Annotated in this window: 23 protein-coding genes and 1 riboswitch; of the genes, 13 read left to right on the forward strand and 10 right to left on the reverse strand. The window is 60.1% G+C overall.

Annotation, left to right across the window (positions count from 1 at the left end; genetic code table 11):
• Nucleotides 1-60: 60 nt before the first annotated feature.
• The 5 genes from AC13RE_RS17260 to AC13RE_RS17280 are packed head-to-tail and all read left to right on the forward strand — an operon-like array spanning nucleotide 61 to nucleotide 5,175.
• On the forward strand, nucleotides 61-1,392 hold the full coding sequence (locus tag AC13RE_RS17260) for an ABC transporter substrate-binding protein (protein ID WP_132717978.1): 1,332 nt from the start codon (nucleotides 61-63) through the stop codon (nucleotides 1,390-1,392).
• The gene (locus tag AC13RE_RS17265; RefSeq protein ID WP_488563830.1) at nucleotides 1,392-2,327 is read left to right on the forward strand and encodes a carbohydrate ABC transporter permease; all 936 of its coding nucleotides are present in this window, start codon (nucleotides 1,392-1,394) and stop codon (nucleotides 2,325-2,327) included. The genes AC13RE_RS17260 and AC13RE_RS17265 overlap by 1 nt, the downstream gene beginning before the upstream one ends.
• Before the next feature lies 1 nt (nucleotide 2,328).
• Nucleotides 2,329-3,144 carry a carbohydrate ABC transporter permease gene (locus tag AC13RE_RS17270; protein WP_488482592.1) on the forward strand — a complete coding sequence of 272 codons (816 nt, stop codon included), beginning with the start codon at nucleotides 2,329-2,331 and terminating at the stop codon, nucleotides 3,142-3,144.
• Between the two features lie 31 nt (nucleotides 3,145-3,175).
• Complete coding sequence (locus tag AC13RE_RS17275; RefSeq protein WP_488563831.1) at nucleotides 3,176-4,234, forward strand: ABC transporter ATP-binding protein; 1,059 nt, start codon at nucleotides 3,176-3,178, stop codon at nucleotides 4,232-4,234.
• Nucleotides 4,231-5,175 carry a sugar kinase gene (locus AC13RE_RS17280; RefSeq protein ID WP_488563832.1) on the forward strand — a complete coding sequence of 315 codons (945 nt, stop codon included), beginning with the start codon at nucleotides 4,231-4,233 and terminating at the stop codon, nucleotides 5,173-5,175. Before AC13RE_RS17275 ends, AC13RE_RS17280 begins: the two co-directional genes overlap by 4 nt.
• A 97-nt stretch (nucleotides 5,176-5,272) precedes the next feature.
• On the opposite strand, the gene AC13RE_RS17285 is transcribed toward AC13RE_RS17280, so the two are convergent.
• A complete protein-coding gene (locus tag AC13RE_RS17285) occupies nucleotides 5,273-6,685 on the reverse strand; it encodes a helix-turn-helix domain-containing protein (protein ID WP_488563833.1) in 1,413 nt (470 codons plus the stop codon).
• A gap of 206 nt (nucleotides 6,686-6,891) precedes the next feature.
• Between AC13RE_RS17285 and aceA the strand changes: the two genes are divergently transcribed.
• Together aceA and AC13RE_RS17295 are read left to right on the forward strand one after the other, a co-directional pair.
• Nucleotides 6,892-8,181: an isocitrate lyase gene (aceA, locus tag AC13RE_RS17290; protein WP_488563834.1), complete on the forward strand. Its 1,290-nt coding sequence runs from the start codon at nucleotides 6,892-6,894 to the stop codon at nucleotides 8,179-8,181.
• Nucleotides 8,182-8,207: 26 nt separating this feature from the next.
• The gene (locus AC13RE_RS17295; RefSeq protein WP_015342730.1) at nucleotides 8,208-8,453 is read left to right on the forward strand and encodes an SMc00767 family acetate metabolism repressor; all 246 of its coding nucleotides are present in this window, start codon (nucleotides 8,208-8,210) and stop codon (nucleotides 8,451-8,453) included.
• 70 nt (nucleotides 8,454-8,523) lie between these two features.
• Here the strand turns inward: AC13RE_RS17295 and AC13RE_RS17300 are convergent, their stop codons facing one another.
• Together AC13RE_RS17300 and AC13RE_RS17305 are read right to left on the reverse strand one after the other, a co-directional pair.
• Nucleotides 8,524-9,486, reverse strand: coding sequence for an asparaginase domain-containing protein (locus AC13RE_RS17300; RefSeq protein WP_488563835.1), 963 nt, complete (start codon nucleotides 9,484-9,486; stop codon nucleotides 8,524-8,526).
• Complete coding sequence (locus tag AC13RE_RS17305) at nucleotides 9,483-10,934, reverse strand: amino acid permease (protein WP_488563836.1); 1,452 nt, start codon at nucleotides 10,932-10,934, stop codon at nucleotides 9,483-9,485. The genes AC13RE_RS17300 and AC13RE_RS17305 overlap by 4 nt, the downstream gene beginning before the upstream one ends.
• 273 nt (nucleotides 10,935-11,207) lie before the next feature.
• Between AC13RE_RS17305 and aspA the strand changes: the two genes are divergently transcribed.
• Nucleotides 11,208-12,635 carry an aspartate ammonia-lyase gene (gene aspA, locus AC13RE_RS17310; RefSeq protein ID WP_488563837.1) on the forward strand — a complete coding sequence of 476 codons (1,428 nt, stop codon included), beginning with the start codon at nucleotides 11,208-11,210 and terminating at the stop codon, nucleotides 12,633-12,635.
• On the opposite strand, the gene AC13RE_RS17315 is transcribed toward aspA, so the two are convergent.
• Entirely contained in the window at nucleotides 12,607-13,320 is a 714-nt protein-coding gene (locus tag AC13RE_RS17315; RefSeq protein WP_488482583.1) for a FadR/GntR family transcriptional regulator, read from the reverse strand. The two genes, aspA and AC13RE_RS17315, sit on opposite strands and share 29 nt — an antisense overlap.
• A 190-nt stretch (nucleotides 13,321-13,510) precedes the next feature.
• On the opposite strand from AC13RE_RS17315, the gene AC13RE_RS17320 reads away from it, so the two are divergent.
• Nucleotides 13,511-14,692, forward strand: a complete 1,182-nt coding sequence (locus AC13RE_RS17320) for an MFS transporter (protein ID WP_488563838.1) — start codon at nucleotides 13,511-13,513, stop codon at nucleotides 14,690-14,692.
• 48 nt (nucleotides 14,693-14,740) lie between these two features.
• On the opposite strand, the gene AC13RE_RS17325 is transcribed toward AC13RE_RS17320, so the two are convergent.
• The 5 genes from AC13RE_RS17325 to AC13RE_RS17345 all read right to left on the reverse strand — a co-directional run bounded on the left by AC13RE_RS17325 (nucleotide 14,741) and on the right by AC13RE_RS17345 (nucleotide 19,065).
• Entirely contained in the window at nucleotides 14,741-15,961 is a 1,221-nt protein-coding gene (locus AC13RE_RS17325; protein WP_488563839.1) for a DUF1501 domain-containing protein, read from the reverse strand.
• Between the two features lie 2 nt (nucleotides 15,962-15,963).
• Complete coding sequence (locus AC13RE_RS17330) at nucleotides 15,964-17,523, reverse strand: DUF1800 domain-containing protein (RefSeq protein ID WP_488563895.1); 1,560 nt, start codon at nucleotides 17,521-17,523, stop codon at nucleotides 15,964-15,966.
• 75 nt (nucleotides 17,524-17,598) lie between these two features.
• Entirely contained in the window at nucleotides 17,599-18,051 is a 453-nt protein-coding gene (locus tag AC13RE_RS17335) for a periplasmic heavy metal sensor (protein ID WP_488482580.1), read from the reverse strand.
• Nucleotides 18,048-18,500: a hypothetical protein gene (locus AC13RE_RS17340; RefSeq protein WP_488563840.1), complete on the reverse strand. Its 453-nt coding sequence runs from the start codon at nucleotides 18,498-18,500 to the stop codon at nucleotides 18,048-18,050. The genes AC13RE_RS17335 and AC13RE_RS17340 overlap by 4 nt, the downstream gene beginning before the upstream one ends.
• Entirely contained in the window at nucleotides 18,493-19,065 is a 573-nt protein-coding gene (locus tag AC13RE_RS17345; RefSeq protein ID WP_488563841.1) for an RNA polymerase sigma factor, read from the reverse strand. The genes AC13RE_RS17340 and AC13RE_RS17345 overlap by 8 nt, the downstream gene beginning before the upstream one ends.
• 755 nt (nucleotides 19,066-19,820) lie before the next feature.
• On the opposite strand from AC13RE_RS17345, the gene AC13RE_RS17350 reads away from it, so the two are divergent.
• Nucleotides 19,821-20,477 (forward strand): TetR family transcriptional regulator, encoded by a 657-nt coding sequence (locus tag AC13RE_RS17350; protein WP_488482579.1) that lies wholly within the window; start codon nucleotides 19,821-19,823, stop codon nucleotides 20,475-20,477.
• Nucleotides 20,478-20,692: 215 nt separating this feature from the next.
• On the opposite strand, the gene AC13RE_RS17355 is transcribed toward AC13RE_RS17350, so the two are convergent.
• Nucleotides 20,693-21,784 carry a porin gene (locus tag AC13RE_RS17355; protein ID WP_132717958.1) on the reverse strand — a complete coding sequence of 364 codons (1,092 nt, stop codon included), beginning with the start codon at nucleotides 21,782-21,784 and terminating at the stop codon, nucleotides 20,693-20,695.
• A gap of 608 nt (nucleotides 21,785-22,392) precedes the next feature.
• Nucleotides 22,393-22,524: riboswitch (TPP riboswitch) on the forward strand.
• Nucleotides 22,525-22,616: 92 nt separating this feature from the next.
• Here AC13RE_RS17355 and thiC point away from each other — a divergent pair.
• Genes thiC through thiS form a run of 3 tightly spaced genes read left to right on the forward strand, consistent with a single transcriptional unit; the run spans nucleotide 22,617 to nucleotide 25,610 of the window.
• On the forward strand, nucleotides 22,617-24,443 hold the full coding sequence (gene thiC / locus AC13RE_RS17360; protein WP_488563842.1) for a phosphomethylpyrimidine synthase ThiC: 1,827 nt from the start codon (nucleotides 22,617-22,619) through the stop codon (nucleotides 24,441-24,443).
• A 1-nt stretch (nucleotide 24,444) separates the two neighbouring features.
• Nucleotides 24,445-25,422, forward strand: coding sequence for a glycine oxidase ThiO (thiO, locus tag AC13RE_RS17365; RefSeq protein ID WP_488563843.1), 978 nt, complete (start codon nucleotides 24,445-24,447; stop codon nucleotides 25,420-25,422).
• The gene (gene thiS / locus AC13RE_RS17370) at nucleotides 25,413-25,610 is read left to right on the forward strand and encodes a sulfur carrier protein ThiS (RefSeq protein WP_015342713.1); all 198 of its coding nucleotides are present in this window, start codon (nucleotides 25,413-25,415) and stop codon (nucleotides 25,608-25,610) included. Before thiO ends, thiS begins: the two co-directional genes overlap by 10 nt.

A 25,610-nucleotide genomic window follows, 5' to 3' on the forward strand; every position in this document is an offset into this window, starting at 1 on the left:
AGAGGTTCGAATAACAAGGCCGCGAATGAGGAGATTTTCGGCCACAGGAGGAGGAACGCAATGTCATCGTCATTTTTCAATCCGACACGTCGCGGCTTCATGGCCGGCACGGCCGCACTAGGCGCAACGAGCCTTCTGGGTGTGCGCACCGCCTCGGCCGCGGTAGACTGGAAGCGCTTTGCCGGCACGACGCTCGAGGTCAATCTGGTCAAGAGCCCGCGCAGCGAGACGATCCTCAAATACTTAAGCGAGTTCGAAGCCCTGACCGGCATCAAGGTCAATGCCGAGGCGACGCCGGAACAACAGCAGCGCCAAAAGACCACGATCGAGCTCAGCTCCGGCAAGCCAAGTTTCGACGTCGTCCATCTGAGCTATCACGTCCAGAAGCGTCAATTCGAAAAAGGTGGCTGGCTCGCTGATATCAGCGGCTTCATGAAGGATCCGTCGCTCACCGATCCCTCGTTGACGGAGAGCGATTTCGCCGAGGCAGGCCTGAAGTTCGCCAAGGATTCCGCAGGCGTCATGCGCTCGCTGCCCTTCTCGGTGGACTACTGGATCGTCTACTGGAACAAGGCCCTGTTCGAGAAGAAGGGCCTCGCCTATCCGCAAACCTTCGAAGATATGGCAAAAGCCGCCGAGGCGCTGACGGATAAATCGACCAATACCTATGGGTTCGTCGCGCGCGGCCTGAAGAATGCCAACGCGCCGGTGTGGACGACCTTCATGCTCGGCTACGGCACGACGCCGCTTTCGGCTGACGGCAAGCTGCAGACGGAATCGCAAGGGGCCGTGGATGCCGCCAAGCTCTATCAGCGCCTGATGACGAAATCGGCACCTCCCGGCGTTTCCGGCTTCAACTGGGCCGAAGCGCAATCGGCCTTCCTGCAGGGCAAGATCGGCATGTGGGTGGATGGCGTCGGCTTCGCGCCGCCAATCGAAAACCCGGAAAAATCCCGTGTCGTCGGCCAGGTTGGCTACGGCGTCATGCCAAAAGGACCGAATGCGCAGGCAGCGGCGACGACCGGCGACGGCCTCGGCGTGACGGCGGCCAGCCAGAAAAAGGAAGCCGCCTATCTCTTCTGCCAATGGGCGATCTCGCACGACATGGGCGCGCGCCTCCTGCAGGCCGGCGCCGGTGTTCCCTTCCGCCAATCCATCCTGGAGGATCAGAAGGTGCGCGAGGGCGTGAAAATGCCGGGTGCCTGGCTCGATGCCGTCGCCGGCTCCGCCAAGGTCTCCCAGCTCGCCTTGCCCGTCATCATCCCGGTCACCGAGTTCCGCGACATCTATGGTGTCGCGCTGACGAACATGATCGGCGGCGCAGATCCTGCAGCCGAACTGAAGACAGCAACCGCCCAATTCGAGCCGGTTCTGGCACGAAGCGAGGGATAATGGCCTCCGTGAGCATCGAAGATACCGCCGCGAAGGCAACCAAAGGAAGGAGCAAGCCGCAACGGCTTGCTCCCAACTACTGGCCCTTCGTCATCCCCGCGCTGATCGTGATTGCCGCTGTCATCGTATTCCCCTGGGTCTTCACCCTGTGGATGAGCGTGAACAAGTGGACGCTCGGTCAATCGCAGAGTTTCGTCGGCTGGGACAACTATGTCCGTCTTGCGACCGACATGCGCTTTTGGGAATCCCTTTGGCACACGGTTCTCTATACCCTGCTCTCCGTTGTCGGCCCCTTGATCTTCGGAACGCTGGCGGCACTGATCTTCGATGCGAACTTTCCGCTGCGCGGGTTCCTGCGCGGCATCTTCGTCATGCCGATGATGGCGACGCCTGTTGCCGTCGCGCTCGTCTGGACGATGATGTTCCACCCGCAACTCGGCGTGCTCAACTACCTGCTATCGTTTGTGGACATCGGACCGCAGGAGTGGATCTACAATCAGGCGAGCGTCATCCCCTCCCTCGTGCTGGTCGAGGTGTGGCAATGGACGCCGCTGGTCATGCTGATCGTGCTCGGCGGCCTCGCCTCCGTGCCGCGCGAACCTTATGAGAGCGCCGAAATCGACGGCGCCAACGCCTGGCAGAAGTTCCGCTATCTGACGCTGCCGATGATCTCGCCTTTCCTGATGATCGCCGTCATCATCCGTGGCATCGATGCGATCAAGAGCTTCGACATCATCTATGCGATGACCCAAGGCGGCCCGGGAACGGCGTCCGAGACCATCAACATCTATCTCTACAACACCGCCTTTTCCTATTACGACATCGGCTATGGCTCGGCCATGGCCGTGGTGTTCTTCATCATCATCGTCGCGCTTTCCTTCATCCTCCTGATGATGCGGCAACGGACGAAATGGACCGACGCGGAGGGACATTGAGATGAAGCGCTCGACACTCAATCGCATCGGCCTGTTCTTCGTGGCCCTGGTCATCGTCTCGCCCGTAATTCTGTTCTTCCTCTGGATGATCTCGCTGTCGCTGAAATACGAGATCGATAACGGCGCCTACCCGCCGATCCTCATTCCGGATCGCATAGCCTGGGCGAACTACCTCAATGTCTTCCAGGAAAACAATTTCTTCCTCTATTTCTGGAACTCCATTCTCGTGACCGGGGCAGCGACCCTGCTCGCCCTCGTTATCGGTGTGCCGGCAGGCTATGGCATCGCGCGGCTGAAGGCAGAGAAGTCGGCCATCGTCATCATGATCGCCCGCATGACGCCGGGCCTTTCCTTCCTCATCCCGCTATTTCTGCTGTTCCAATGGCTCAATCTGCTCGGAACGCTCTGGCCGCAGATCATCATCCATCTCGTCGTCACCGTCCCCATCGTCGTCTGGATCATGATCGGCTATTTCGAGACGACGCCGATGGAACTCGAGGAGGCGGCAAGCATCGATGGCGCGACACCCTGGCAGGTTTTCCGCCTTGTCGCCCTGCCGATCGCCCGGCCCGGCATCGTCGTCGCCTTCATTCTCTCGGTGATCTTCTCGTGGAACAATTTCGTCTTCGGCATCGTGCTTGCGAGCCGCGAAACCCGCACGCTGCCAGTGGCCGTCTATAACATGCTCTCCTTCGAGCAGGTGAGCTGGGGACCGCTTGCAGCGGCTGCCTTGATCGTAACGCTGCCGGTGCTCGTGCTGACGATGTTCGCGCAACGGCAGATCATCGCCGGTCTGACGGCCGGCGCCGTCAAGTGACGCAGCCATTCTTTTGGATAGGATCACATTCATGGCACCCGTCAATATACAGAGCATCCAGAAGCGCTACGGCCAGGTGAAGGTCATTCATGACATCAGCGTCGATATCGCCGATGGCGAATTCGTCGTCCTTGTCGGCCCTTCGGGCTGCGGCAAGTCCACCCTGCTGCGCATGATCGCCGGGCTCGAAGAGGTGAGCGAGGGCGAAATCCACATCGGCCGGCGCGAGGTCAGCCATCTGCCGGCGCGCGACCGCGATATCGCGATGGTCTTCCAGAACTACGCGCTCTATCCGCATATGACGGTCGCTGAAAACATGGGCTTTGCGCTGAAACTGAAAAAGGCAAACGCTTCGGAAATCGCAGCCAAGGTACAGAAGGCGGCATCCATCCTCGGCCTGGAAAATCTGCTGGATCGCCTGCCTCGTCAGCTTTCCGGCGGCCAGCGCCAGCGCGTCGCCATGGGCCGCGCACTGGTGCGCGATCCTCAGGTCTTCTTGTTCGACGAGCCGCTCTCCAATCTCGATGCAAAGCTGCGCGTCCAGATGCGCGGCGAGATCAAATCCATGCATCAGCGCATCGGCACGACGACGATCTACGTGACGCATGACCAGGTGGAAGCGATGACCATGGCCGACAAGATCGTCGTGCTGCATGGTGGCTTTATCGAACAGGTCGGCGCGCCGCTCGATCTTTACGACCGACCGGCCAATCTCTTTGTCGCCGGGTTCATCGGCTCGCCCTCGATGAACTTCATCGACGGCAGGATCGAGGAAGGCGTCTTCCGCAGCGACAAGGGCCTCATCCTACCCTTGCCGAAAAACTTTGCCATCGCAGAGCACGGTGGACGTCCGCTTGTCTATGGCATCCGGCCCGAACATATCCGCGCAACGGCAAGTGGCCTGCCAGCCCGGGTCGGCATTGTCGAAGGCACGGGATCTGAGATCTACGCCAAGCTCGATTGCGGCGGCGAGGAAATCTCCTGCCTGTTCCGCGAACGTCTGAACATTCGCTTCGGCGACAAGATCGAAATCGGCATCGATCCGGCCAGCATCCATCTTTTCGACAAGGCGAGCGGAAAGCGCCTTTGACCGCTCCATCCGTCTTCGATCCACCCTTCGGCACGCCCAGGCATATTCTTTGCGTCGGCGCTGCCGTTCTCGATACGCTTTTTCGCGTCCGCACCCTTCCCCAAGGTCAGGGAAAGGTTCTGCCCTATGACATGCTGCAGATCGCGGAAGGCATGGCCTCCAGCGCGGCCTATGCCGTTACGCGCCTCGGTGGCGAGGCGAGCCTATGGGGTGCCGTTGGCGACGACGATACCGGCGAGCGCATTATCCGCGATCTCGGTGCTTCCGGCATCGATGTGGACGGCATGCTGCGCGTGGATGGCGCACGCTCTGCCGTCTCGACGATCCTGGTGGACGATGACGGCGAAAGGCTGATCGTTCCCTTCTACGATCCGAAACTGCATCATACGGTGAAAGATTTCACGGCTGGCGATATCGCTGCATTCGATGCCGTACTTGTCGACGTTCGCTGGCCGGCGATGGCACTGCAGGTTCTCAAAGCTGCCAGAGCGATGGGCAAGCCTGCCATTCTCGACGGCGATGTGGCGCCTGATGGCGTCATCGAGCAACTGGCACCGGAAGCGACCCATATCGTTTTCTCCGAACCGGCCGCCCATCGCCTGACGGGAACAAGCGATGCGTCTGCCATGACGCATCGCCTGAAACAGCGGTTCGACCACGCTTTCATCTGCGTGACGGCAGGTGCTGCCGGCAGCTACTGGTTCGACGAACAAAACAAAGCCGTCGCGCATTGCCCGACCATTTCCGTCAAGGCTGTAGATACGCTCGCCGCCGGCGACATCTTCCACGGCGCCTTCGCTCTCGCAATGGCAGAAGGTATGCCGCCGGCAGACGCAATCCGCTTTTCCTCTATCGCCGCCGCCATCAAATGCGAGTCCTTTGGGGGACGATCCGGGGCACCGACGCGGGCCAACGTGATCCGCCGATCCCAGTTGGGTTGAAAGCTCGGTCGCAAGCGCAGCATTCTCGATGAGGCCACGTCTTCCACTCGTCACGGCGAGGCTCCGGCCTTCTTTCGAGCGGTGACAATCAATGCAGTCACTGAAAATCGAACACACTGAGACCGGCCGCCACTTCATCGAGGCCAAGGGGACGCGTGACCGGCGGTTCTGCTCTCGCCAGGCAACCCTGACGCTCGCATAGGCGGCAGGCGGGGCCGATTGGGATCTGATTGGTGCCGAGCGTCTTGCCATAGACCACCTCGTCGCGATGGGCGATATCGCAGCCGATCAGAAGTGCGGTGCGGCGTACCCTTTCGCCGAAATCGGCCCGCGGCCCCTCGATCGTTCGTGATACGGTCAGAAAACCAGCCCCATCAGGCATTTGGGTAGCGTCCACCAATATCTGCCCGGGCTGAGCGAAGGCGGCGTGGATATTGAGCTTCGGACAGGCGCCGCCGAAACGGGCCTGCGGAAAGCCTTGGGCGCCCGCCTTGCGCAGGCGATGGCCGGCATTGTCGATCTCCATCAGGAAAAACGGAATGCCGGATGCGCCTGGTCGCTGCAGGCTGCTCAGCCGCGTGGCGGCTTGCTCATAGGAGACGCCGAAGCGAGCGCCGAGGGCTTCGATATCATAATGCAGTCGCTGCGCTGCCGCGAGATAGGCACCATAGGGCATCAGAAGCGCATGGGACGCGTAGCGTGCCAGCTCGAAACGGGCGATGCGGTTGGCTTCTGGTGTCGAAAGCGCGAGGGAGGTCAGCTCGGCGGCGATCTCCTCGCGCAGGGCCAAAAGAGAGACTTCTGTCGCAATCTCCCGGATCTGATCGAAGGGCGACAGACGCTCCGACAGGAAAAGCCGCATCGAATGCCGGTCATAGCGCCGACGCAAGCCAGGCATGGCGTGCACCGGCAACAGGCGTACCGCGATGCCATGCTCAGCCTTCAGCCATGCCTTCAATGCGCCCGCCAGGTCGTCGCCGGGCGACAGGCGTTCATGGAAGGTCTCCGCAGCATCTTCGATGCGGGCGAAGAAATTCGGGCGCGACTGCAGGCGATCGTGAACCTCGTCAAGCGGCAGGCGCGGTCCGGCGACCTCGGCAACCCTGCCCTCGCGAGCTAGAAGCTCGGCGAGATCGGACAGTCTTGCGGCCTGCTCGCGATAGGCGCGATAAAGCCGGATCATGCCGTTTGCCGCATTCGGCGCTGCTTCGGCGAGCTCGATCAGCTCCTGATCGCCAGGGATCTCGCCTGCCAGTAACGGGTCGGCAAAGACTTCACGCAATTGCCCTGCGCTGCCGCCCTGCTCGCCCTGCAATTCGTCGAGATCAACCTTGTAGACCGCCGACAGCTTCAACAACAGCTGCACGGTTAGTGGCCGCTGATTGCGCTCGATGAGGTTGAGATAGGACGGCGAGATATCAAGCGCCTGCGCCATCGTCGTCTGCGTCAGACCGAGGCCCATGCGGATGCGTCGAACCTTCGGCCCGGCAAATATCTTGCGCTCAACCATGTGTCATACCTTTTACAATTCTCGAGTCGGCAATCTTTTACAAGATTTACAACTTTACCGAAGCCCGATGTCAACAATAACACATCATAACCCTTTTATCTAACGGCGATTTCTAGTTTTCCTCGCTCTTGCAGCATCGATGTTGTAAAAATAGTCGTGCAATCGAGATCGATCGGAGGATCGAGAGGAAGTATCGGGAGAATCGCATGACAGATTTTTACAAACTGGTTCCCAGCGCGCCTGCCGGGCGTTTCGATGGTATCGAGCGCCCCTATCAGGCCGCGGATGTGGAGCGGTTGCGCGGCTCGATTACCATCCGGCATTCATTGGCCGAGATGGGCGCGAGCCGCCTCTGGCAGCTCATTCACGAAGAGGATTTCGTCAATGCGCTCGGCGCTCTCTCGGGCAACCAGGCCATGCAGATGGTTCGCGCCGGTCTGAAGGCGATCTATCTCTCGGGATGGCAGGTTGCCGCCGACGCCAATACGGCCTCGGCCATGTACCCCGACCAATCGCTCTATCCTGCCAATGCAGGACCGGAGCTGGCCAAGCGCATCAACCGCACGCTGCAACGCGCCGACCAGATCGAGACTGCCGAAGGCAAAGGGCTTTCCGTCGACACCTGGTTCGCACCGATTGTCGCCGATGCTGAGGCAGGCTTCGGAGGTCCGCTGAACGCCTTCGAGATCATGAAGGCCTATATCGAGGCGGGTGCCGCGGGCGTCCATTTCGAGGATCAGCTGGCATCGGAGAAGAAATGCGGTCATCTCGGCGGCAAGGTCCTCATTCCGACGGCGGCCCATATCCGCAATCTCAATGCGGCACGGCTTGCCGCCGACGTCATGGGCGTGCCGACCCTCGTGGTTGCGCGTACCGACGCCGAGGCCGCCAAACTTCTGACCTCGGATATCGATGAGCGCGACCAGCCCTTCGTCGATTACGACGCCGGCCGGACGGTCGAAGGCTTCTATCAGGTCAGGAACGGTATCGAGCCCTGCATCGCCCGTGCCGTCGCCTATGCGCCACATTGCGACCTCATCTGGTGTGAGACGTCGAAGCCGGATCTCGAGCAGGCGCGTAAATTTGCCGAGGGCGTGCATCGGGTCCATCCCGGCAAGCTGTTGGCTTACAATTGCTCGCCGTCCTTCAACTGGAAGAAGAACCTAGATGACGCGACGATCGCCAAGTTCCAGCGCGAGCTGGGTGCGATGGGCTACAAGTTCCAGTTCATAACGCTTGCCGGCTTCCACCAGCTGAATTTCGGCATGTTCGAGCTCGCCCGCGGTTACAAGGCTCGCCAGATGGCGGCTTACTCCGAGCTGCAGCAAGCCGAATTCGCAGCCGAGGCCAATGGCTACACCGCCACCAAGCATCAGCGCGAAGTGGGCACGGGCTATTTCGATGCGGTCTCGCTGGCGATCACCGGCGGGCAGTCATCGACAACGGCCATGCACGGATCGACCGAGCATGCCCAATTCAAACCGGCAGCAGAGTGATATCAGGATCTTAGGAGGAGAATGACATGGCATCGATAGCACGCGTTCGCGAGAGAGCCGAGGAGCAATCTCTCACCATGAATGCCGATCAGCAGGCGGTCATCCGTATGCTGGCCAATGAGCTGCATCGCCTCAACCAGACCGTCATGAATGCGGTCGAGGCCGGCGTTTCGGTCGAACTGGTCCGCTCGGCCCGCCACCACGGCGGCAACGGCAACTGGGGCGATCTCCTGATCCCCGTCGTCGTCGCCAAGGCAACGCAAACGGCGTAGCGAAGACAGTATTCAGCGAATATTCGGGCCGCGCCGTCAATCGACGGGCGGCCCGTTTTCGTGGCTGCAATCAGGGCGTCGCGTCGCGGACGAAGTCTGAAAACGCGCGTTCGATCGCCTCCTCACTCGCGCCGGACGCGACGAGGGCTGCCAGCAAAATTCTCGCCTGCCCCGGGCGTAGCGTCGAGGAATGGATTGCACCGGCCGCAGCAAGATCATGTCCGCCACCGCCGCCGCCATAGCTGGAAACGAGCAATCCATCCGGTACGCGGCTGGAAACCACGACGGGTACACCGACATCGGCACACCGCCTGACGGCTTCGACCAAACGCGAATTGGCATTGCCGGAACCGAGGGCAGCCAGAACGATGCCATGGGCGTCGGCCCTGAGGCTCGCATCCACATGCACGGAGTCACAGCCAGGGTAGATTGCCACAACATCAATCCGCACGTTATCAAGTGCCGCCGCAAGGCACGGGCTTGGCGGATTTTCGAGCGGCCGCGATTGCCGGAAAGCGTCGGCAACATCAGAAGAGTGTTTATAAAGCCCCCAGGCCGGCAGCAGACGGCCGCCGAAACAGATGAGCACGCCGCGGCCCGCATTGGCCGGATCGATGGCGGCGGCAACGGCAGCGGCAAGATTGCCAGGCCCGTCTGCCTTGGGATGATCAGCGGTAAATTGCGCACCGGTAAACACAACGGGCTTATTCAGGCCATGCTGCAGATGGACGAGCAGCGCCGTCTCTTCCATAGCGTCTGTGCCGTGCAGGATGACGATGCCGTTGATGGCGTCGTCGGCAAACAACTCGCCAACCTTGTCGCTGATCTCCTGCATGTTGGCGAGCGTCAGGCTCGCCGAATCCTTTGCCATCAGCTCGATGGGTTTGAGATCGACAGGCATGTCCGGGAGCAGTGCCAGCAGGCTCTCCCCCGTCAGTGAAGGGATGCTGGCGCCGCTCTCGGTGCGTTCGCTTGCAATGGTGCCGCCGGTGGCAATGACTGCCACCAGCGGGTTGGCTTGCCCTGCCGTCACGACTGACCCCGCTCGGCCGCCAGCGAATAGATGCGGTCACGCAGCAGATACCAGCCGATGACCAGAGCCGGTGCGATCAGGATGAGGGAGGCGATCGTCCACGTGCCGACGGGATAGTCGAGCGCCATCAGCACCAGTACTGCAAAGAGGAAGACGAGCGTCAGGATACCGGTGTAGGGCGCGCCGAACATGCGGAAATCCGGGCGGGCCATCTCGCCGCGCTGCGACAACCTCCAGAGCTTCAGCTGGCACAATATGATCACGCCCCAGGCGGAGATGATGCCGAGCGCCGAGATATTGAGGGCAATCTCAAAAGCGGCCGACGGCACGACGGCGTTCAACGCCACACCGATGACGGTCACGACAGCCGTCACGGCGATACCAACATAGGGCACGCCGGCCTTATTCATCTTGGCGAGCGCTGCCGGCGCTGAGCCCGAAACCGCCATCGAATGCAAGATACGACCCGTCGAATAAAGGCCGGCATTGAGCGAGGACAGAACGGCCGTCAGCACGACGAGATTCATGATGATATCGGCACCTTGGATACCGATCGTCCCGAAGAAGGTGACGAATGGGCTCTCACCCGCCTTGTAAGCCGTGTAGGGCAGAAGCAGCGACAGTAGCAGCACCGAGCCGACATAGAAGATCAGCAGGCGCGCAACCACCGTGCGGATCGCCCCCGGCATGATCTTGCGTGGATCTTCCGTTTCACCTGCCGTCGTGCCGATCAGCTCGATTGACGCATAGGCAAAGACCACACCTTGTATGATGACGAAGGCCGGCAAGATGCCATTGGGGAAGAAACCGCCGCTATCGCTGATGATGCTGAAACCAGCGGAATGACCGGCAATCGGCGTACCCGAGACGACGAAATAGATGCCAATGACGAGGAAGCTGACCAGCGCCAGAACCTTGATCAGGCTGAACCAGAATTCGAGCTCGCCGAAGACCTTCACCGACAGAAGGTTCATGGCCAGCACCACCATCAGCGCGATCAGCGCAAAAACCCACTGGTCGATGCCCGCAAGCCAGGGAACGTAGTGCTTGAAGAAGTTCATATAGAGGGCAACAGCCGTCACATCTGCAACCGATGTCATGGCCCAGTTCAGCCAGTACATCCAGCCGACAGCAAAGGCCATCTTCTCGCCGTAGAACTCGCGGGCGTAAGAAACGAAGGAGCCGGAACTCGGGCGGTGCATGATGAGCTCGCCAAGCGCGCGCAGCACCAAAAAGGCAAAGAAACCGCAGAGCGCATAGACGAAGATGAGAGCCGGGCCTGCCGCGGCAAGGCGTCCGCCTGCGCCAAGGAAGAGACCTGTGCCGATCGCGCCGCCAATGGCGATCATCTGGATCTGCCGCGGCTTCAAGGCCTTGTGATAGCCAAGGTCCTCATTGACCGGCGGCCGGCGATCTGCCGGAATATTCTGAATAGGTTCGACTGACATTGCTCCTCCCTCGAGCCGTTTGTCCATGAGCGGATCCGGGGTGCTGATGTTGCACCCGACCGGATGCCGTTGCCTTAATCTGGCCGTCGATCGAGCTTAACGATCGCCGGTCATGCTGTAATGCTGTATGACAGATTTCCTCTTAGACACAGAAATAACGACGGGTCAAGCCAAACGACACTTATTGACGGGGCGTAAGCTAAGGGATAACAGATTTCTAAATCTGTCATACAGCTTGACAGATTTAGCTTGATTTCCATGTAGGAGGATAATGTGGTCAAGACGCGAAGCGAGTATGACCTGCTGGGCGAGAAGGATATTCCCGCCGAGGTTTATTGGGGAGTGCACACGGCAAGAGCCGTGGAGAATTTCCAGGTGACGGGAACACCGATCGGCCGCTATGCGCATCTCATCCGAGGCTTGGCCTTCGTCAAGGAAGCAGCGGCTCTTGCCAATCACGAGCTGGGTTTGCTGAGCGAAGACAAGCTCGATGCAATCGTGCGCGCCTGCCACGAAATCCGCGCCGGCGAGCTTCACGACCAATTCGTCGTCGACGTTATTCAAGGCGGCGCCGGCACCTCCACCAATATGAACGCCAATGAGGTCATCGCCAACCGCGCGCTCGAACTGCTCGGCCATGCCAAAGGCGACTATGCTCACCTTCATCCGAACGATCACGTCAATCTCAGCCAATCCACCAACGACGCCTATCCGACGGCCGTCAATGTCGCGCTCATCGAAGCGATCGACAATCTCGCGGCGGCAATGGAAACGCTGCAGGAAGCCTTCGAGCGCAAGGCCAAGGAATTCGACAGCATTCTAAAGATCGGCCGCACGCAGCTGCAGGACGCCGTGCCGATGACGCTTGGTCAGGAATTCAGAACCTTTGCCGTCATGCTCGGGGAAGATCGATCCCGCCTGATCGAATCGGCCGCCCTTCTGCATGAGGTCAATCTCGGCGCTACTGCCATCGGCACCGGCCTCAATGCGCCTGTCGGCTATGCCGCCCTTGCCTGCACCCATCTTGCCCGGCTGACGGGCCGCCCGCTGGTCACCGCAAGCGACCTCATCGAAGCAACGCAGGATCCTGGCGCCTTCGTCCATCTTTCCGGCGTACTGAAGCGCGTCGCGGTCAAGCTGTCGAAGACCTGCAATGACTTGCGCCTGCTCTCTTCCGGTCCTCGCGCCGGCATCGGCGAGATCACGCTGCCGGCGATGCAGGCGGGCTCGAGCATCATGCCCGGCAAGGTCAATCCGGTGATCCCGGAAATGGTCAATCAGGTGGCCTTCTCAGTCATCGGCAACGACATCACCGTGACGATGGCGGCGGAAGCAGGCCAGTTGCAGCTCAATGCCTTCGAACCGATCATCGTGCGCTCACTCTCGGAAAGCATCATGCATCTGACCGCCGCCTGCCATATCCTTGCAGAACGCTGCGTCGATGGCATCACGGCCAATCCGGCTCTCATGGCGCAGCGCCTGCAGGAGTCAATCGGCCTTGCCACGGCACTCAATCCGTTGATCGGCTATCAGGCTGCAACCAAGGTTGCTCGGGAGGCGCTGGCAACCGGACGCACAGTGCCGGAAATCGTGCTGGACCATGGATACCTGACCGCGGAGGAGCTCTTCGAGGCACTACGGCCGGAGCGCCTCGCCAACTTGCCCGCTGTTCTCAACGATGCGGCTGATCCTCGCCGATGATCGTGGTCACCACGCGCTTAACCTGACCGAGATGGGCCTCCATCGCCGCGATGGCCCCCTCCTCCGATGCCGCCGCAATCGCCTCGACGATGCGGCGGTGCTCGACATTCGAGGCCACGCGGCGCTGCGCCATCATGTTGACGAGCTCCGATTGGCGCATCAGTGCATCACGGGCGTCGGAAACGATCTTGGCAAAGACGGCGTTTCCGGAAGATTCGGCAATCATCGAATGGAATTCCGAGTCCAGAGTTACCCACTTCAAAGGGTCTTCTTCCCGGTCCATCTCATCGCAAAGTTCAAGCAATCGCGCCAATTGCTGCTCTGTGCGCCGCAGCGCCGCCCAGCCGGCGGCAGGAACTTCGATGAAGGGACGCGCTTCGATCAAGTCGCGCGCGGAATAGCCGCCATAGCGGAGCTCCGGACCTGGCGTCGCCGTGACGACATAGGTGCCGCTGCCGGTACGTGTCTGGGTTAGGCCGAGCGTCTGAAGCGACCGGAGTGCTTCGCGGATGATCGGGCGGCTGACACCATAACGCGTGGCAAGCTGCGACTCGGCGGGCAGCCGCATCCCGACCGCCAACCGTCCCGATGTTATCGCCGAACGAATATCATCAAACACTGCTTCGGCAGCGTTTTTCCGACTGATCGGACTTGTATAAGATAACCAATCAGCCACCTCACTCATGACAGTCAAACTTCACAAACATTCCGCGCTTGTCAAGGATCGGCTCACGAAATGGCGTTTGCTCGCCGGGCCGCAACACAATTCGAAAAACCGACTTTATGTTGATAACGCCATCGGCAACAACTTGCACTTGATACCGCCTTCGCCGGCGATATAAAGAAATCCCTATTCCTTTATGTGGAACGTCATCGTGCCCTTACCGCTCTTCGCTTTGTTTCTGGCCGCCTTTGCTTTCGGCACGACCGAGTTCGTCATCGCGGGCATTCTTCCGGACGTGGCGCAGGGTCTCGATGTCTCGATCCCCTTTGCTGGCTATCTAGTATCGGGTTACGCGCTGGGAATTGCACTCGGCGGGCCGCTCCTGACCATGGCGACACGACAGGTTTCGCGCCGGACCATTCTGGTCGCTCTGATGATCGCCTTTTGCCTGGGTCAGATCGCCTGCGCGCTTGCGCCCGATTTCGCCGCCATGCTCCTCTTCCGCGTCGCGACCGCAATTGCCCACGGCGCTTATTTCGGCATTGCGATGGTGGTCGCGGTCGGCCTCGTCCCACCGGAATTTCGAGGACGTGCGGTTTCCGTGATCCTTGCAGGACTGACGGTCTCCAATATTGTCGGCGTTCCTCTGGGCGCGGCGATCGGTGGACTTTGGGGATGGCGAACGACGTTTTGGGCGATGACCTTGGTTGGCGTCCTCGCATTGGCCGCGATATGGGTCTTGATCCCACAGACGAAGGCAGAAACTCAGCAATCCGGCCATTTGAGCGGAGAGGTGCGTGTTCTCGGCCGCCAGCAGGTCTGGACATCTCTCATCATGATGCTCGCATTGATGATCGGCCAGATGGTGCCGTTCACCTACATAACGCCGCTGCTGCGTGAAGTGACCGGCCTTGATGCCATGCTTATTCCCTGGGTCCTCCTGCTCAATGGCGTCGGAGCGACATTGGGGGTTGTGATCGGCGGCAGGCTTTCGGACTGGAAGCTGATGCCCTCGCTTATCGCGATGCTCGCCATTCAATCCGCGATACTCGTCGTCCTTTATCTGGTCAGCCCCTACCCCTTGCCGATGAGTGTGGCGATCTTCGTTTGGGGCGCGCTTAATTTTGCCATCGGCACCCCTATCCAGGCTCGCATCCTGATGTGGACCGCCGATGCACCAGGCCTTGCTTCCTCGCTCATTCCGTCCGGGTTCAATATCGGGATCGCGATCGCAGCAAGCGTCGGTGCTGCACTGCTCGAGAGCGGATATGGCTATCGCAGTTTGCCGGTGCTCGGCGCGATCACCCTTGCCTTGGCCTGCGTGGTTGCCATCCTCTCGGCTACGAGCGAAAGGCGAAGCGGCGCCGTTCCTCCAAACACCGCTCTCACGTAATTTCTATTGGAAGGCCGCGGTCCTTAACACCGGCCGCCGGCATACAAGTCAGGCGATCAGCCCTTTCATGGGCAGGACGTGATCGGAGCCCGGGAAGACAGCGCGCGTCAATAGCGCCGGTGACGCGCCAAGCAGATCGACCGCGATACCCTTGACGACAGCGCGCAGATCCGTCGTGGCGGCAAGATCGCGGCCATCGCGCAATTGCGCCTGCTTGAGACCGGGCCAATCGGCGATGACCCGGCCACCCCTGATCGCGCCGCCGGCGAGGAAGGCGGCCGTTCCAGTGCCGTGGTCGGTGCCCTGTGTACCGTTGACCTGCGCCGTTCGCCCGAATTCGGTTGCGACAAGAATGGCCGTATCTTTCCAGGCCGGACCAAGCTCCTGCTGGAAAGCGGCAAAGGAATTGTCGAGCCCGACGAGCAATTTGTTCAGCCGATCGACCTCTCCGGCATGGGTATCCCATCCTTCGAAGGCCAGTGCTGCGACGCGAGGGCCATCGTCTTGGGCCAACAGGCGCGCGGCCCCTCTCGCCATCTGTTCCATGCCAGTGGGATCGCCGGGCCCTCCCTTCGCCTTGACATCGAGGCCGGCGGCGATCTTGCCGGTCGAAATGCCCTCAGTGAGGATTTTCGCAAAGAGCGGGTCGGTGTGGTTGTAGAGATCCATCAGCCGCGGCGGTAGATCATCGCTCACCGGCTGGAGGGTCGACGGCGACCAGCCGAGTACCGGCGCCCTGCCGCGAATAACGAGTGGTGCATTGGCACCAACCGAGAGGCCTCGGATCTCCGAAGCTCCCGGTGAAACCTTATCGCCCTTCGGAAGGCCCTCCAGCATCCGGTTCAGCCATCCGGATTCGACGCGGCCGGGCATTTCGTAACCGGACTCCAGCACGTCCTGACCGTCGAAATGGGACCGATCGCGATAGGGCGTCGCACTGGCATGCACGACGGCCGCCTGCCCCGCGCGATAGAGCCTGTTGAAATTCGGCATCGACGGGTGCAAGGCAAAGAAGCTATCCAGCGGCAACGCCGCGTCTGGGCCGCTCGTCGTCAGGGCGATCGCTTGCCGCAATGCCGCGTAGTCCGGATCGCCGACGGGCGGGACAGCTGTCAGACCATCGAGCGCGCCGCGCAGGATGATAGTGATGAAGCGTGGGTCGCGTCCGCCGGCAGCATGGACGAAGCGCGGGATGAAGGCCCAGGCAAACAACGCGCCGGATGCGCCAAGCACGGCACGACGGGTGGGGGTCATGAGTTCGCAGGTCATGGTCAGCGCCTTTGAAATTCGGGGGAAAGATAAGCGATCGTCAGGCCCTGCTTGCGGGTTTCCGCACGCGATACCGCCTGTAGCGTTTCATTCGAAAGAAGCGGCCCCAGGCTGTCGGACACGAAACTGCGGGGATCGACCTGGGGCGGCACCGCATTCGCAATCATATTGGCGACATCCATACGCATGCTCAGGCTCTCGCTGGAAGCCCAGACATCGGCGGTGTCGGCAAAGCCGTTAGGGCCGGCTGGCGCCCAGAAAGGCTGGCCCATGGCGGTCAACGCGCCGAGGATGACATTCGGCTTCGGTGTCTCGCCGCTTGCCCGCAAAAGTGCGGTCAAGAATTCGAGCGGAGAGCGAACCTTCGACAGTGTCGGGTTCCATGCATCCTCGGAGCCGACGAGCGCCCGATAGACGGCCGAAAGATCACCATCCGTCTTGCTGAAGGTCGCCGTAACAGTCTGGACAAGTCCTGGCGGCGGGGTATCGGCGACGAAATGGCGAACGAGCTTGGTGGCGATATGCTGTGCCGTTGCCGGGTGGCGGGAAAGATCGCGCAGCGCCTCCCGCCCCTGCCCCACGCCGTTGTCCGCATAGGTGAGACCGAGCAGCGTCTGATCGCCAGGCTCGTGCGCGCCGGCATTGAAGACGAAGGTGCCCGGCGTCCCGAGTTTGCCGTCGGCGCGTGCCACCGTCCAGCCGGTGATGATCCTGGCAAGCGTCGTCACATCGGCCTGCGTATAGCCGCCATTGACGCCGAGTGTATGGAGTTCCAGCGTCTCGCGGGCGAGATTCTCGTTCAAGCCACGCTTTTTGTTGGCATTGGCTTTCGAGTTCGGCCCGATCGATTGCTGGTTGTCGAGATAGGCAAGCATGGCCGGATGGGTCTCGACGGCGAATAGCATATCAGCGAAACGGCCGAAGACGTGCGGCCGGATCGCTTCCCGCTCGAAGGCGCCGGCAACGATATGAACTTCCTCGCTCTTCGAGACGGCGACCGCGAAATGGTTTGCCCAGAACATGGCAAGCCGCTCGCCAAAGCCGATCAATGGCTGCCGGATAGTGCCGTTGAAGCGGGCTTCCACTTCCGCCAGCAGGACCTGCTGTGGCAGGTAGGGCATTGCAGGCTTTTCCAGCTTCTCGACTGCCTTGCCGATGGCAGCCGCCATGGCTTGGTTATTCGGCTGGGCCTGATTGTTCGGTGGAGTGGCCATTGCCTGATTGTTCTGCTGCCCTGGCATGGCACCCGGAGGCTGCACCGGTGGCTTCTGCGGCGGCCGCGGCCCTTGCATCTGCTTGTCCTGCGGCACGGCGGCGACAGCGGCTGCGGCCTGCTGTCTGGCCTCCTTGCGCTCTTCCTGGAACGCATAGAGAGAAACGAGAAGATCGGCTGTGGATTGCAGCTGCGGCCCGACCGGAACCGGGACGTAACGCTCGGTGATTTCTTCCAGCAATGCACCGCGCGGATCGGCTGCTATCGAAGCGGTGCCGTTGTGGTCTGCCCCTAACCCGAAACGGGAAAGAGCGAGCGCGGCGTAAACATCATTGGACTGCTGTGCCATGGCCTTGCCAACTCCTGCTTCAGACATGCTCCTTTAACGCAGGCTTGGTTTCGATCCGTCGCTCGGCAAGTGTGATCATTTTGTGGCAGCGGCAGCCTTGGGCATGCTACGGCGGACTAGGCTTTCCGATAGCGCCCGACGCTCGTCGTAGGAAAGCGTTGCCGCAAAATCGACGGCACGTTGTTCGACCTTCGCCCTCAGGGCCATATCGGCATCGCGCGCCCTTGCCAGCGCCGCCGAAAGCGCCGCCGTATCGAGCGTGGGTTGACCGAGGATGGAGGCTGCATCGATCTTTGCCTGCTGCGCCTCGAGAATGGTCTGGCGCTCGCCCTTGCGTGCTTCGCTGAGCGCGGCACGCAAGGCCTTCTTCTGGGCCGATGGCAATTGCTCGCCGGCGAGCGGCATCATTTCGGAACGCGCCTGTGTCTTGCGGATCCATGTCAGGCCGCCACCGGCCAACGCTCCGATCAGGAACGTATTCAGCACCAGCAGAGAGATAACCACTATTCGAAAGCTTCGGTCCGTCATTGGCTGTCCTGCTGCGCTATGCCTGCATCCGGTCCGATATCGCCGAACATGGTCGCGGTTCCATCTGAGACGATCGAGGTATCGGATGTCAGACTCGGAACCAAGACGGCAATTGCAATGCTGCCGGCAAGCGCGCCGGCGATGCCGATCCCCACAAGGCCGATCCCGGCCGACCCGAAGCGGAACCAGTTTCGTATCGTCAGGCGCCGCACGAGCTTTGCGAGGATTCGCTCTTCCAGGCCGGTGTGACGAGGCTTCACGACGTAGGTGTCGAGCAGCGCATCCAGATCGGCGGCGCGCGCAAGTGTTTGCGCGGCGGCGGTGCCCTTGGCAAAATCCCGTGCGGCCGCGCGCTCGGCCTGCGGCCATCGGCCGATATCGCCGCCATAGGCCGCAGTCAGCGCTTCGAACCGTTCGGCATTCATCGGACCCGCGATATTTTCAACCATCGCCCTCATCCTTCAACAAAAGCACCTGCAAGGAGCGCCTTCCACGCGCAAGCAGGCTTTCCAGTGCATCGACACTGACATCCATGACCTCAGCCGCCTCGGCGTTCGACAGCGCCTGGTAATAAACCAGAATGATCGCCTCGCGCTGCCGGGACGCAATCATCTGCAAGGCCCGTTCGACACGTCTCGACGGATCGTCCTCGCTCATCAAGTCCGCATCCGGCGCCGGCCCTTCATATTCGATGTCAGGCGGATGTTCGCCAAGAACGTCCTTGCGGCGGCGCAGGCGATCATAGCAAAGGTTGATCGCCACACGATGCACCCAGGTGCTGAAGCGCGCATTGCGCTGGCGCCAGCCGCCGGCATTTCGCCAGATGCGCAAAAACGTCTCCTGCGCCACATCTTCGGCCTCGGCCGCATCGCCAAGCATGCGGGTCGCGACGGCGACGATGCGCGGTAATTGCCGCGCGACCATCATGCGCATTGCCGAAACATCGCCCGCAGCGATTCGGCCAAGCAGATCCTCATCCTGGTCGCCACTCTTGGGCGCGCGATCCCACTTCATCGACAATCGCCACCGCTCCAATTCACTGCGATAGTTGCATGGCACCTCGGCCTCAGCCTTACAGCCGGCAAACAGTGCCACTTGGATCGCAGCATCTCGGTCAGCGTATCATCCTTCGACATCAAACGCGGGTTCACGAGAATTGAACGCGGCGCTTATGCAAATCCGTCGCTCTTATGCCAGGAATTTTCGAATTCTCTTTCCACGCTGAAAGACGATTTGCGCTCGAGCTATCGTCAGCTTGCAAGAAGACAGACGAAAGCTCAAGCTAGGTCGGAACAGCAGCAGATCGCTTGACGATCGGTCCCACCAGTGTTCGACCAAAGCCATGGCGATCAGACCCGCCGCATGACGGTGGGATCAAGACCTCGATGATCGATATGAGCTGACGGATCTGCGAACGCCGCGGGCTAAAATGCATCATAGGTTTCAACTTGAACGCTACATCGCTTCCGGAACAAGCGGATCGGGGATCGCCGGCCAATATATTTCGCATCAGGGCTATATCAGCACCTACACTTTCCGATTTTCGCTTCACAAGATGGGGAAATTGCTCACGCAAACTTGCGCATGGCTTATAGCGCTTGACAGGATATATTCTGTTACGATTTGCTTGCTCAATTTTTGAGGATAGATAAATACCTCCACTCCGTTGAGCATCGCTGGTATATGGGCTCCAGCACTGAACGGTATGATGGAAGAAGAATATCAATAAGAGGGGCGCAGCTTGAACATCGGTTTCTGTGGAGAGGTGAATGAGGCGAACTAAGGAGGAGGCGGCAGAAACGAGGAACGAGATTTTGCAATCCGCAAAAGCTCTGTTTCTCGACAAGGGCTACGAGAATGTCAGCCTGGAAGAGATAGCCGTAGCCGCCGGTGTCACGCGGGGGGCAGTGCATTGGCATTTCAAGAACAAGCAAGGGCTGATGTTTGCGATTCGCGACGAGGCCCAGCAGCCGTTCAAGGATCTCGCGGAGCGGATGTCGAAGGAACTGCCGCCCAACCCGCTTGATCTCATCGCCGATACCATTGCCGCGATATTTGACGATATTCACAGCGACCCGCGCAAGCGCAGCATGCTGAAAGTTATGATGCATCTCGACATGGCGTTTTGCGACGGCACCACGAGCCGGGCGAGTTCGTTTCGGCACGACATGCATGAAAATTTCGAACGCATATTCACCCTTATGGATGAAAAGACGAAACTTCCGGCTCCCTGGACGCCGGATACCGCCTCTTCCGCATTGACAGCGGTCATCGGCGGCCTGATCACCGAATGGACCCTCGACCGAGGCAGCTTCGAATTGGTCCCGTGTGGACAGATGTTCATAAAGATGGTGCTGAAGACCTGGTTCCCGCTGGCACAGGCGCAGGAGCTGGCGATTGCCGCGATGATACCGGAAAAAGCCTAGAACGGTTTTCCCTTCGGAATTGAAGAGAACCAACGATGGCGGTTTTAAGCCTCTGCCGGGAGCTGAACCGATTCCCCAAAGCTGGAAATAAAAAAGGATCCGGAGGGAAAGCCAGATCCTTTGCTTTGATCGGAGGTCAACCGATCGATGAAAGAAGCCTGACGGATTGGAACGTCAGGCTTCTCTTACCCGGCATTGAGCCGGGTAATTCAATATTAGAAGCTACGCTCGAAGCGCAGGATACCAGCCCACTGATCCTGGTTCACAGAATCGAAGTTGGTGTAGGAGACTTCCGGCTCGATGAGCAGGTTCTTGACCGGGTTCCACTTGACGTTGGTGGTTGCGGCAAAGATCTTCGAGTCGGTGTAGGCGAGCTGCAGGTTCCACTTCAGCTTTTCGTTGATCGGAACGCCAACGCCGCCCCAAACAGCCCAGTCACCCCAGCCGCACTTCGATGCATCGTTAACCGGGCAAGCCGAACGATCGAGGTTGGTGCCGGCATACTTGTTCAGCTTGTCGCCGTCAGTGTTCCAGCCGCCCATCAAGAAGGCCGAGAAGGTACCGAAGTCAGCATCGACACGAGCCTTGATGGCGCCTTCTTCGACGATCGAGTCATAACCGCCAACGACCTTGAAGCCCCATGCGCCGGACTTGAAGCCAGCACCGGCAACGACGTCGGGAGCGTAGTGGTTGCCCTTGTCGTCAGACCACCAGCTGGAGCCATAGGAAGCGCCAGAACCGCTGGAGTTCGAGTCTTCGACCGAGATCACAGCCGTGAAGCCGTTGCCGGCGTCGTAGTTGTAGGTCAACTGGTTGAGTTCGTACGGACCGTCATAGATCACGTCGTCGTTGATGACGTCGCCGGCATAACCGATGTAGGAGTTGTACTGCGAGTCAGCCTTACCGACGAGGAAACCGCCAAGGCTGATGTTTGCGAACAGCAGCTTCGTGGAGGTGGAGTTGCCGTCATTCCAATCCCAACGGATGACCGTGTTGGTCTTCAGCGGGCCGTATTCGGTGTCGGTTGCCGTGTCGACGCTCAGCTCCGCACGGGTGTGCCACAGCGTACCGTTATGGCTGTTCGGGTTGTAGGCATCGTACCACTCGCCTTCGGTACGGACGCGGCCGCCGATCTTGAGGCAGGTTTCGGTGCCTGGAATGAAGAAGTAGCCAGCGCCGTAGGCGTCGCAGATGCGAACGTATTCCAGCGGCTCGGGCTCAGCAGCGACGATCGCGTCAGCCGCATGGGCGCCAGAAACTGCTGCCAGCGCAGCAGCGGAGCCGAGAAGAAGGCTCTTGATGTTCATTTTAAACTCCTGGTTGCAATATGCATTCCAATTTACCGCGAGTACAAAGCTGGAACACCACCCTGAGGATTACGTCGGTTTGAACGCAACCGGGCAGTCCGGCAGATACGCACCTGATGTCGGCTTGAGTCCCCTCTAACCTCCATAATTCACCCCGCGGCAAAGGTTTTGAAATGCCTCTACCGATCCGGCCGATTGCTCGTCCGTAAGACAGTTTATGTCCTATATTTGGTTTACAAACAGCCCGTATGTTTGTCAATTCTGTGAAACCTGCCCCGGCATTAGACTTGATTGCTGTTGCTTAAATGCAACGGGCGGCTGGCTGCGCCTTTTACTGCCGGAATAGTCGGCGTCGCCAAGGTTTAAGAATTCGCACCAAATCGAGACAGGCTTCCCCAATGAGGCTCGCGATCCAGAGTTTTCATCCGCACCATCTATGCGGGAACGGGCATGAATCAAGAGCAGCGTCATCGAAGATGATGATGCGCCTATCGGAGGCTCGCCCCAATAGAATCCACGCCGCCCCCGCGCCACATTGGTCAATCGATTGAGAAAACGCGACCGTCGTTGCGGGGTTGACAGAGAACAAGGGTAAGGCATAGCCTTTTCGTATTCACCAGGGGGGTCCCGGCAAGGGGCTGAGATACTGCTGGACAATGAGGCTTTGCCTCCTGTGGCGCAGTGACCCGTTGAACCTGATCCAGTTCATACTGGCGTAGGGACGGTGCGAGCGCTTGAAGGCTTCGGATTCCCGCGTGGATTCCATGCCGGCGTCTTTCCATCATTCCGGCTGATTGACTGGGTCTCCAACTGCAACTTGGAGCCTCAAACCATGAATATTGCCGCAAAGAACCTCACTCCGACCGTAACCACTGGACCGCTGCCGGCATCCACGAAAATCTATGTTCCCGGAGAGATCCACCCGGACATCCGCGTGCCGATGCGCGAAATCAGCGTCCATCCGACCTCGGGCGAGCCGCCTGTCATTGTTTATGATTCTTCCGGCCCCTATACGATCGAGGGCGCCGATATCCGCATCGAGGAAGGCCTGTCTCAGCTGCGCCGCGACTGGGTTCTCGGCCGCGGCGATGTCGAGGCTTATGAAGGCCGGCATGTGCGCCCTGAAGACAATGGTTTCGTCACCGGCGAACGGCTGACGCCCGAGTTTCCGGCCAAGCGGCAGCCCCTGCGGGCAAAAGACGGCAAGGCGGTCACCCAACTCGCCTATGCACGCGCCGGCATCATCACCCCGGAAATGGAATTCATCGCCATCCGCGAAAATCTCGGCCGCAAGGCGAAGGCAGAAGCCCTGATTCGCGATGGCGAAAGCTTCGGCGCCCATATTCCGGATCATGTGACCCCCGAATTCGTCCGCCAGGAAGTTGCGAGCGGCCGGGCGATCATTCCGGCCAACATCAATCACCCCGAAAGCGAGCCGATGATCATCGGCCGGAATTTCCTGGTGAAGATCAACGCCAATATCGGCAATTCCGCCGTCACCTCCTCCATGGCGGAGGAAGTCGAGAAGATGGTCTGGGCCGCGCGCTGGGGCGCCGATACCGTCATGGACCTTTCGACCGGCCGTAACATCCACAACATCCGCGAATGGATCATCCGCAATTCGCCGCTGCCGATCGGCACTGTGCCGCTCTATCAGGCGCTGGAAAAGGTCGGCGGCATTGCCGAGGAACTGACCTGGGAAATCTATCGCGATACCCTGATCGAGCAGGCCGAACAGGGCGTCGATTACTTCACCATCCATGCCGGTGTGCGGCTGCATTACATCCCGCTTACCGTCAATCGCGTCACCGGCATCGTCTCGCGCGGCGGCTCGATCATGGCCAAGTGGTGTCTGCATCACCATCGCGAGAGCTTCCTTTACGAGCATTTCGAGGAAATCTGCGATATCTGCCGTGCCTATGACGTGTCTTTCTCGCTCGGCGACGGCCTGCGCCCCGGCTCGATAGCTGACGCCAACGACGCCGCGCAATTTGCAGAACTGGAGACGCTGGGCGAGTTGACGAAGATCGCCTGGGCAAAAGACTGCCAGGTGATGATCGAAGGCCCCGGCCATGTGCCGATGCACAAGATCAAGGAAAACATGAACAAGCAGCTTTCCGTCTGCGGCGAGGCGCCCTTTTACACGCTCGGGCCGCTGACGACGGATATCGCGCCCGGCTATGACCACATCACATCGGGCATCGGCGCTGCCATGATCGGCTGGTTCGGGACGGCGATGCTCTGCTACGTCACGCCGAAGGAGCACCTTGGTCTGCCTGATCGCAACGACGTCAAGACAGGCGTCATCACCTACAAGATCGCAGCGCATGCGGCGGATCTCGCCAAAGGTCATCCGGCCGCGCAGGTTCGTGACGATGCTCTGTCGCGCGCCCGGTTCGAATTCCGCTGGGAAGATCAGTTCAACCTTTCGCTCGACCCGGACACGGCTCGCAGCTTCCACGACGAAACCCTGCCGAAGGAAGCTCATAAGGTGGCCCATTTCTGCTCGATGTGCGGCCCGAAATTCTGCTCGATGCGGATTTCGCACGACATCCGCGCCGAAGCGCAGAAGGAAGGGCTGGAAGCCATGGCAGCCAAGTATCGAGAGGGCGGAGACCTTTATATGCCGGTCGAAACCCCTGCACAGCCGGCCGAGTGACATGCGCATCCTCGTTAAAGGGGCCGGCGTTGCCGGCCTCACGGTCGCTCACGAGCTGATCCGGCGCGGAGCGGAGGTCACGATCTCAGATCCAGGCCGGAATTTTCATTGCGCCGCCTCCTGGCTTGCCGGCGGCATGCTGGCGCCATGGTGCGAGCGGGAAAGCGCCGATGAGGCTGTGCTGACGCTCGGCCGTGATTCCGCCGATCGATGGGAAGCGATTCTGCCTGGCAAGATCATCCGCAATGGAACGCTCGTCGTTGCGCCGAACCGCGATCAAAACGAACTGAGGCGATTCGCCAGCCGCACGACGGACTATCGCTGGGTAGACGAAGACGACATCGCCACCCTTGAACCTTCGCTTGCCGGCCGATTTCGCCAGGGCTTGTTCTTTCCGCAGGAAGCACATCTCAATCCCCGCGAGGTCCTGCAATCGTTGAAGGACGATCTATCTGCAAAAGGCGTCACCTTTATCGACGTGCTCGTGGATGACCATAGCTTCTCTGAGATCGTCGACTGCACAGGGGCCGCCCGCATCGGTCGCATCCACGATTTGCGTGGGGTTCGCGGCGAAATGCTCTATCTGCAGAGCGATGAAATCGTGCTTTCGCGGCCCGTCCGCCTGCTGCATCCACGTTTTCCGGTCTATATCGTGCCGCGCGGCAAAGGCCTGTTCATGGTCGGCGCGACGATGATCGAGACCGACTTCAAAGGGCCGATCACCGCCCGTTCGCTGATGGAACTCTTGAACGCAGCCTATGCGCTGCATCCGGCCTTTGCCGAAGCTGCGGCGGTCGAAACCGGCTCCGGCATCCGCCCTGCCTTTCCCGACAACCTTCCGCGCGTGACGCGGCAGGGCAAAGCCATCCTTGTCAACGGTCTCTATCGCCATGGCTTCCTGCTCGCACCCGCCATGGCCGAGAAAGCCGCCGATCTCGTCTTTTCCGGACACGACGAAAGGAGCCGCCAATGCGCCTGATCATCAATGGCGAAGCGCAGATTGTCGAAGCAACGACGCTTTCGCAACTTCTCACGGCTCTCGAATATGAGGGCGAGTGGCTGGCAACCGCCGTCAACGGCGAACTCGTCCATAGCGAGGAACGCGGCGACCATATCCTAACCGACGATGACAGGATCGAGATCCTGACGCCAATGCAGGGAGGCTGA

It is taken from the genome of Martinezella sp. CNPSo 3959, from assembly GCF_057784355.1.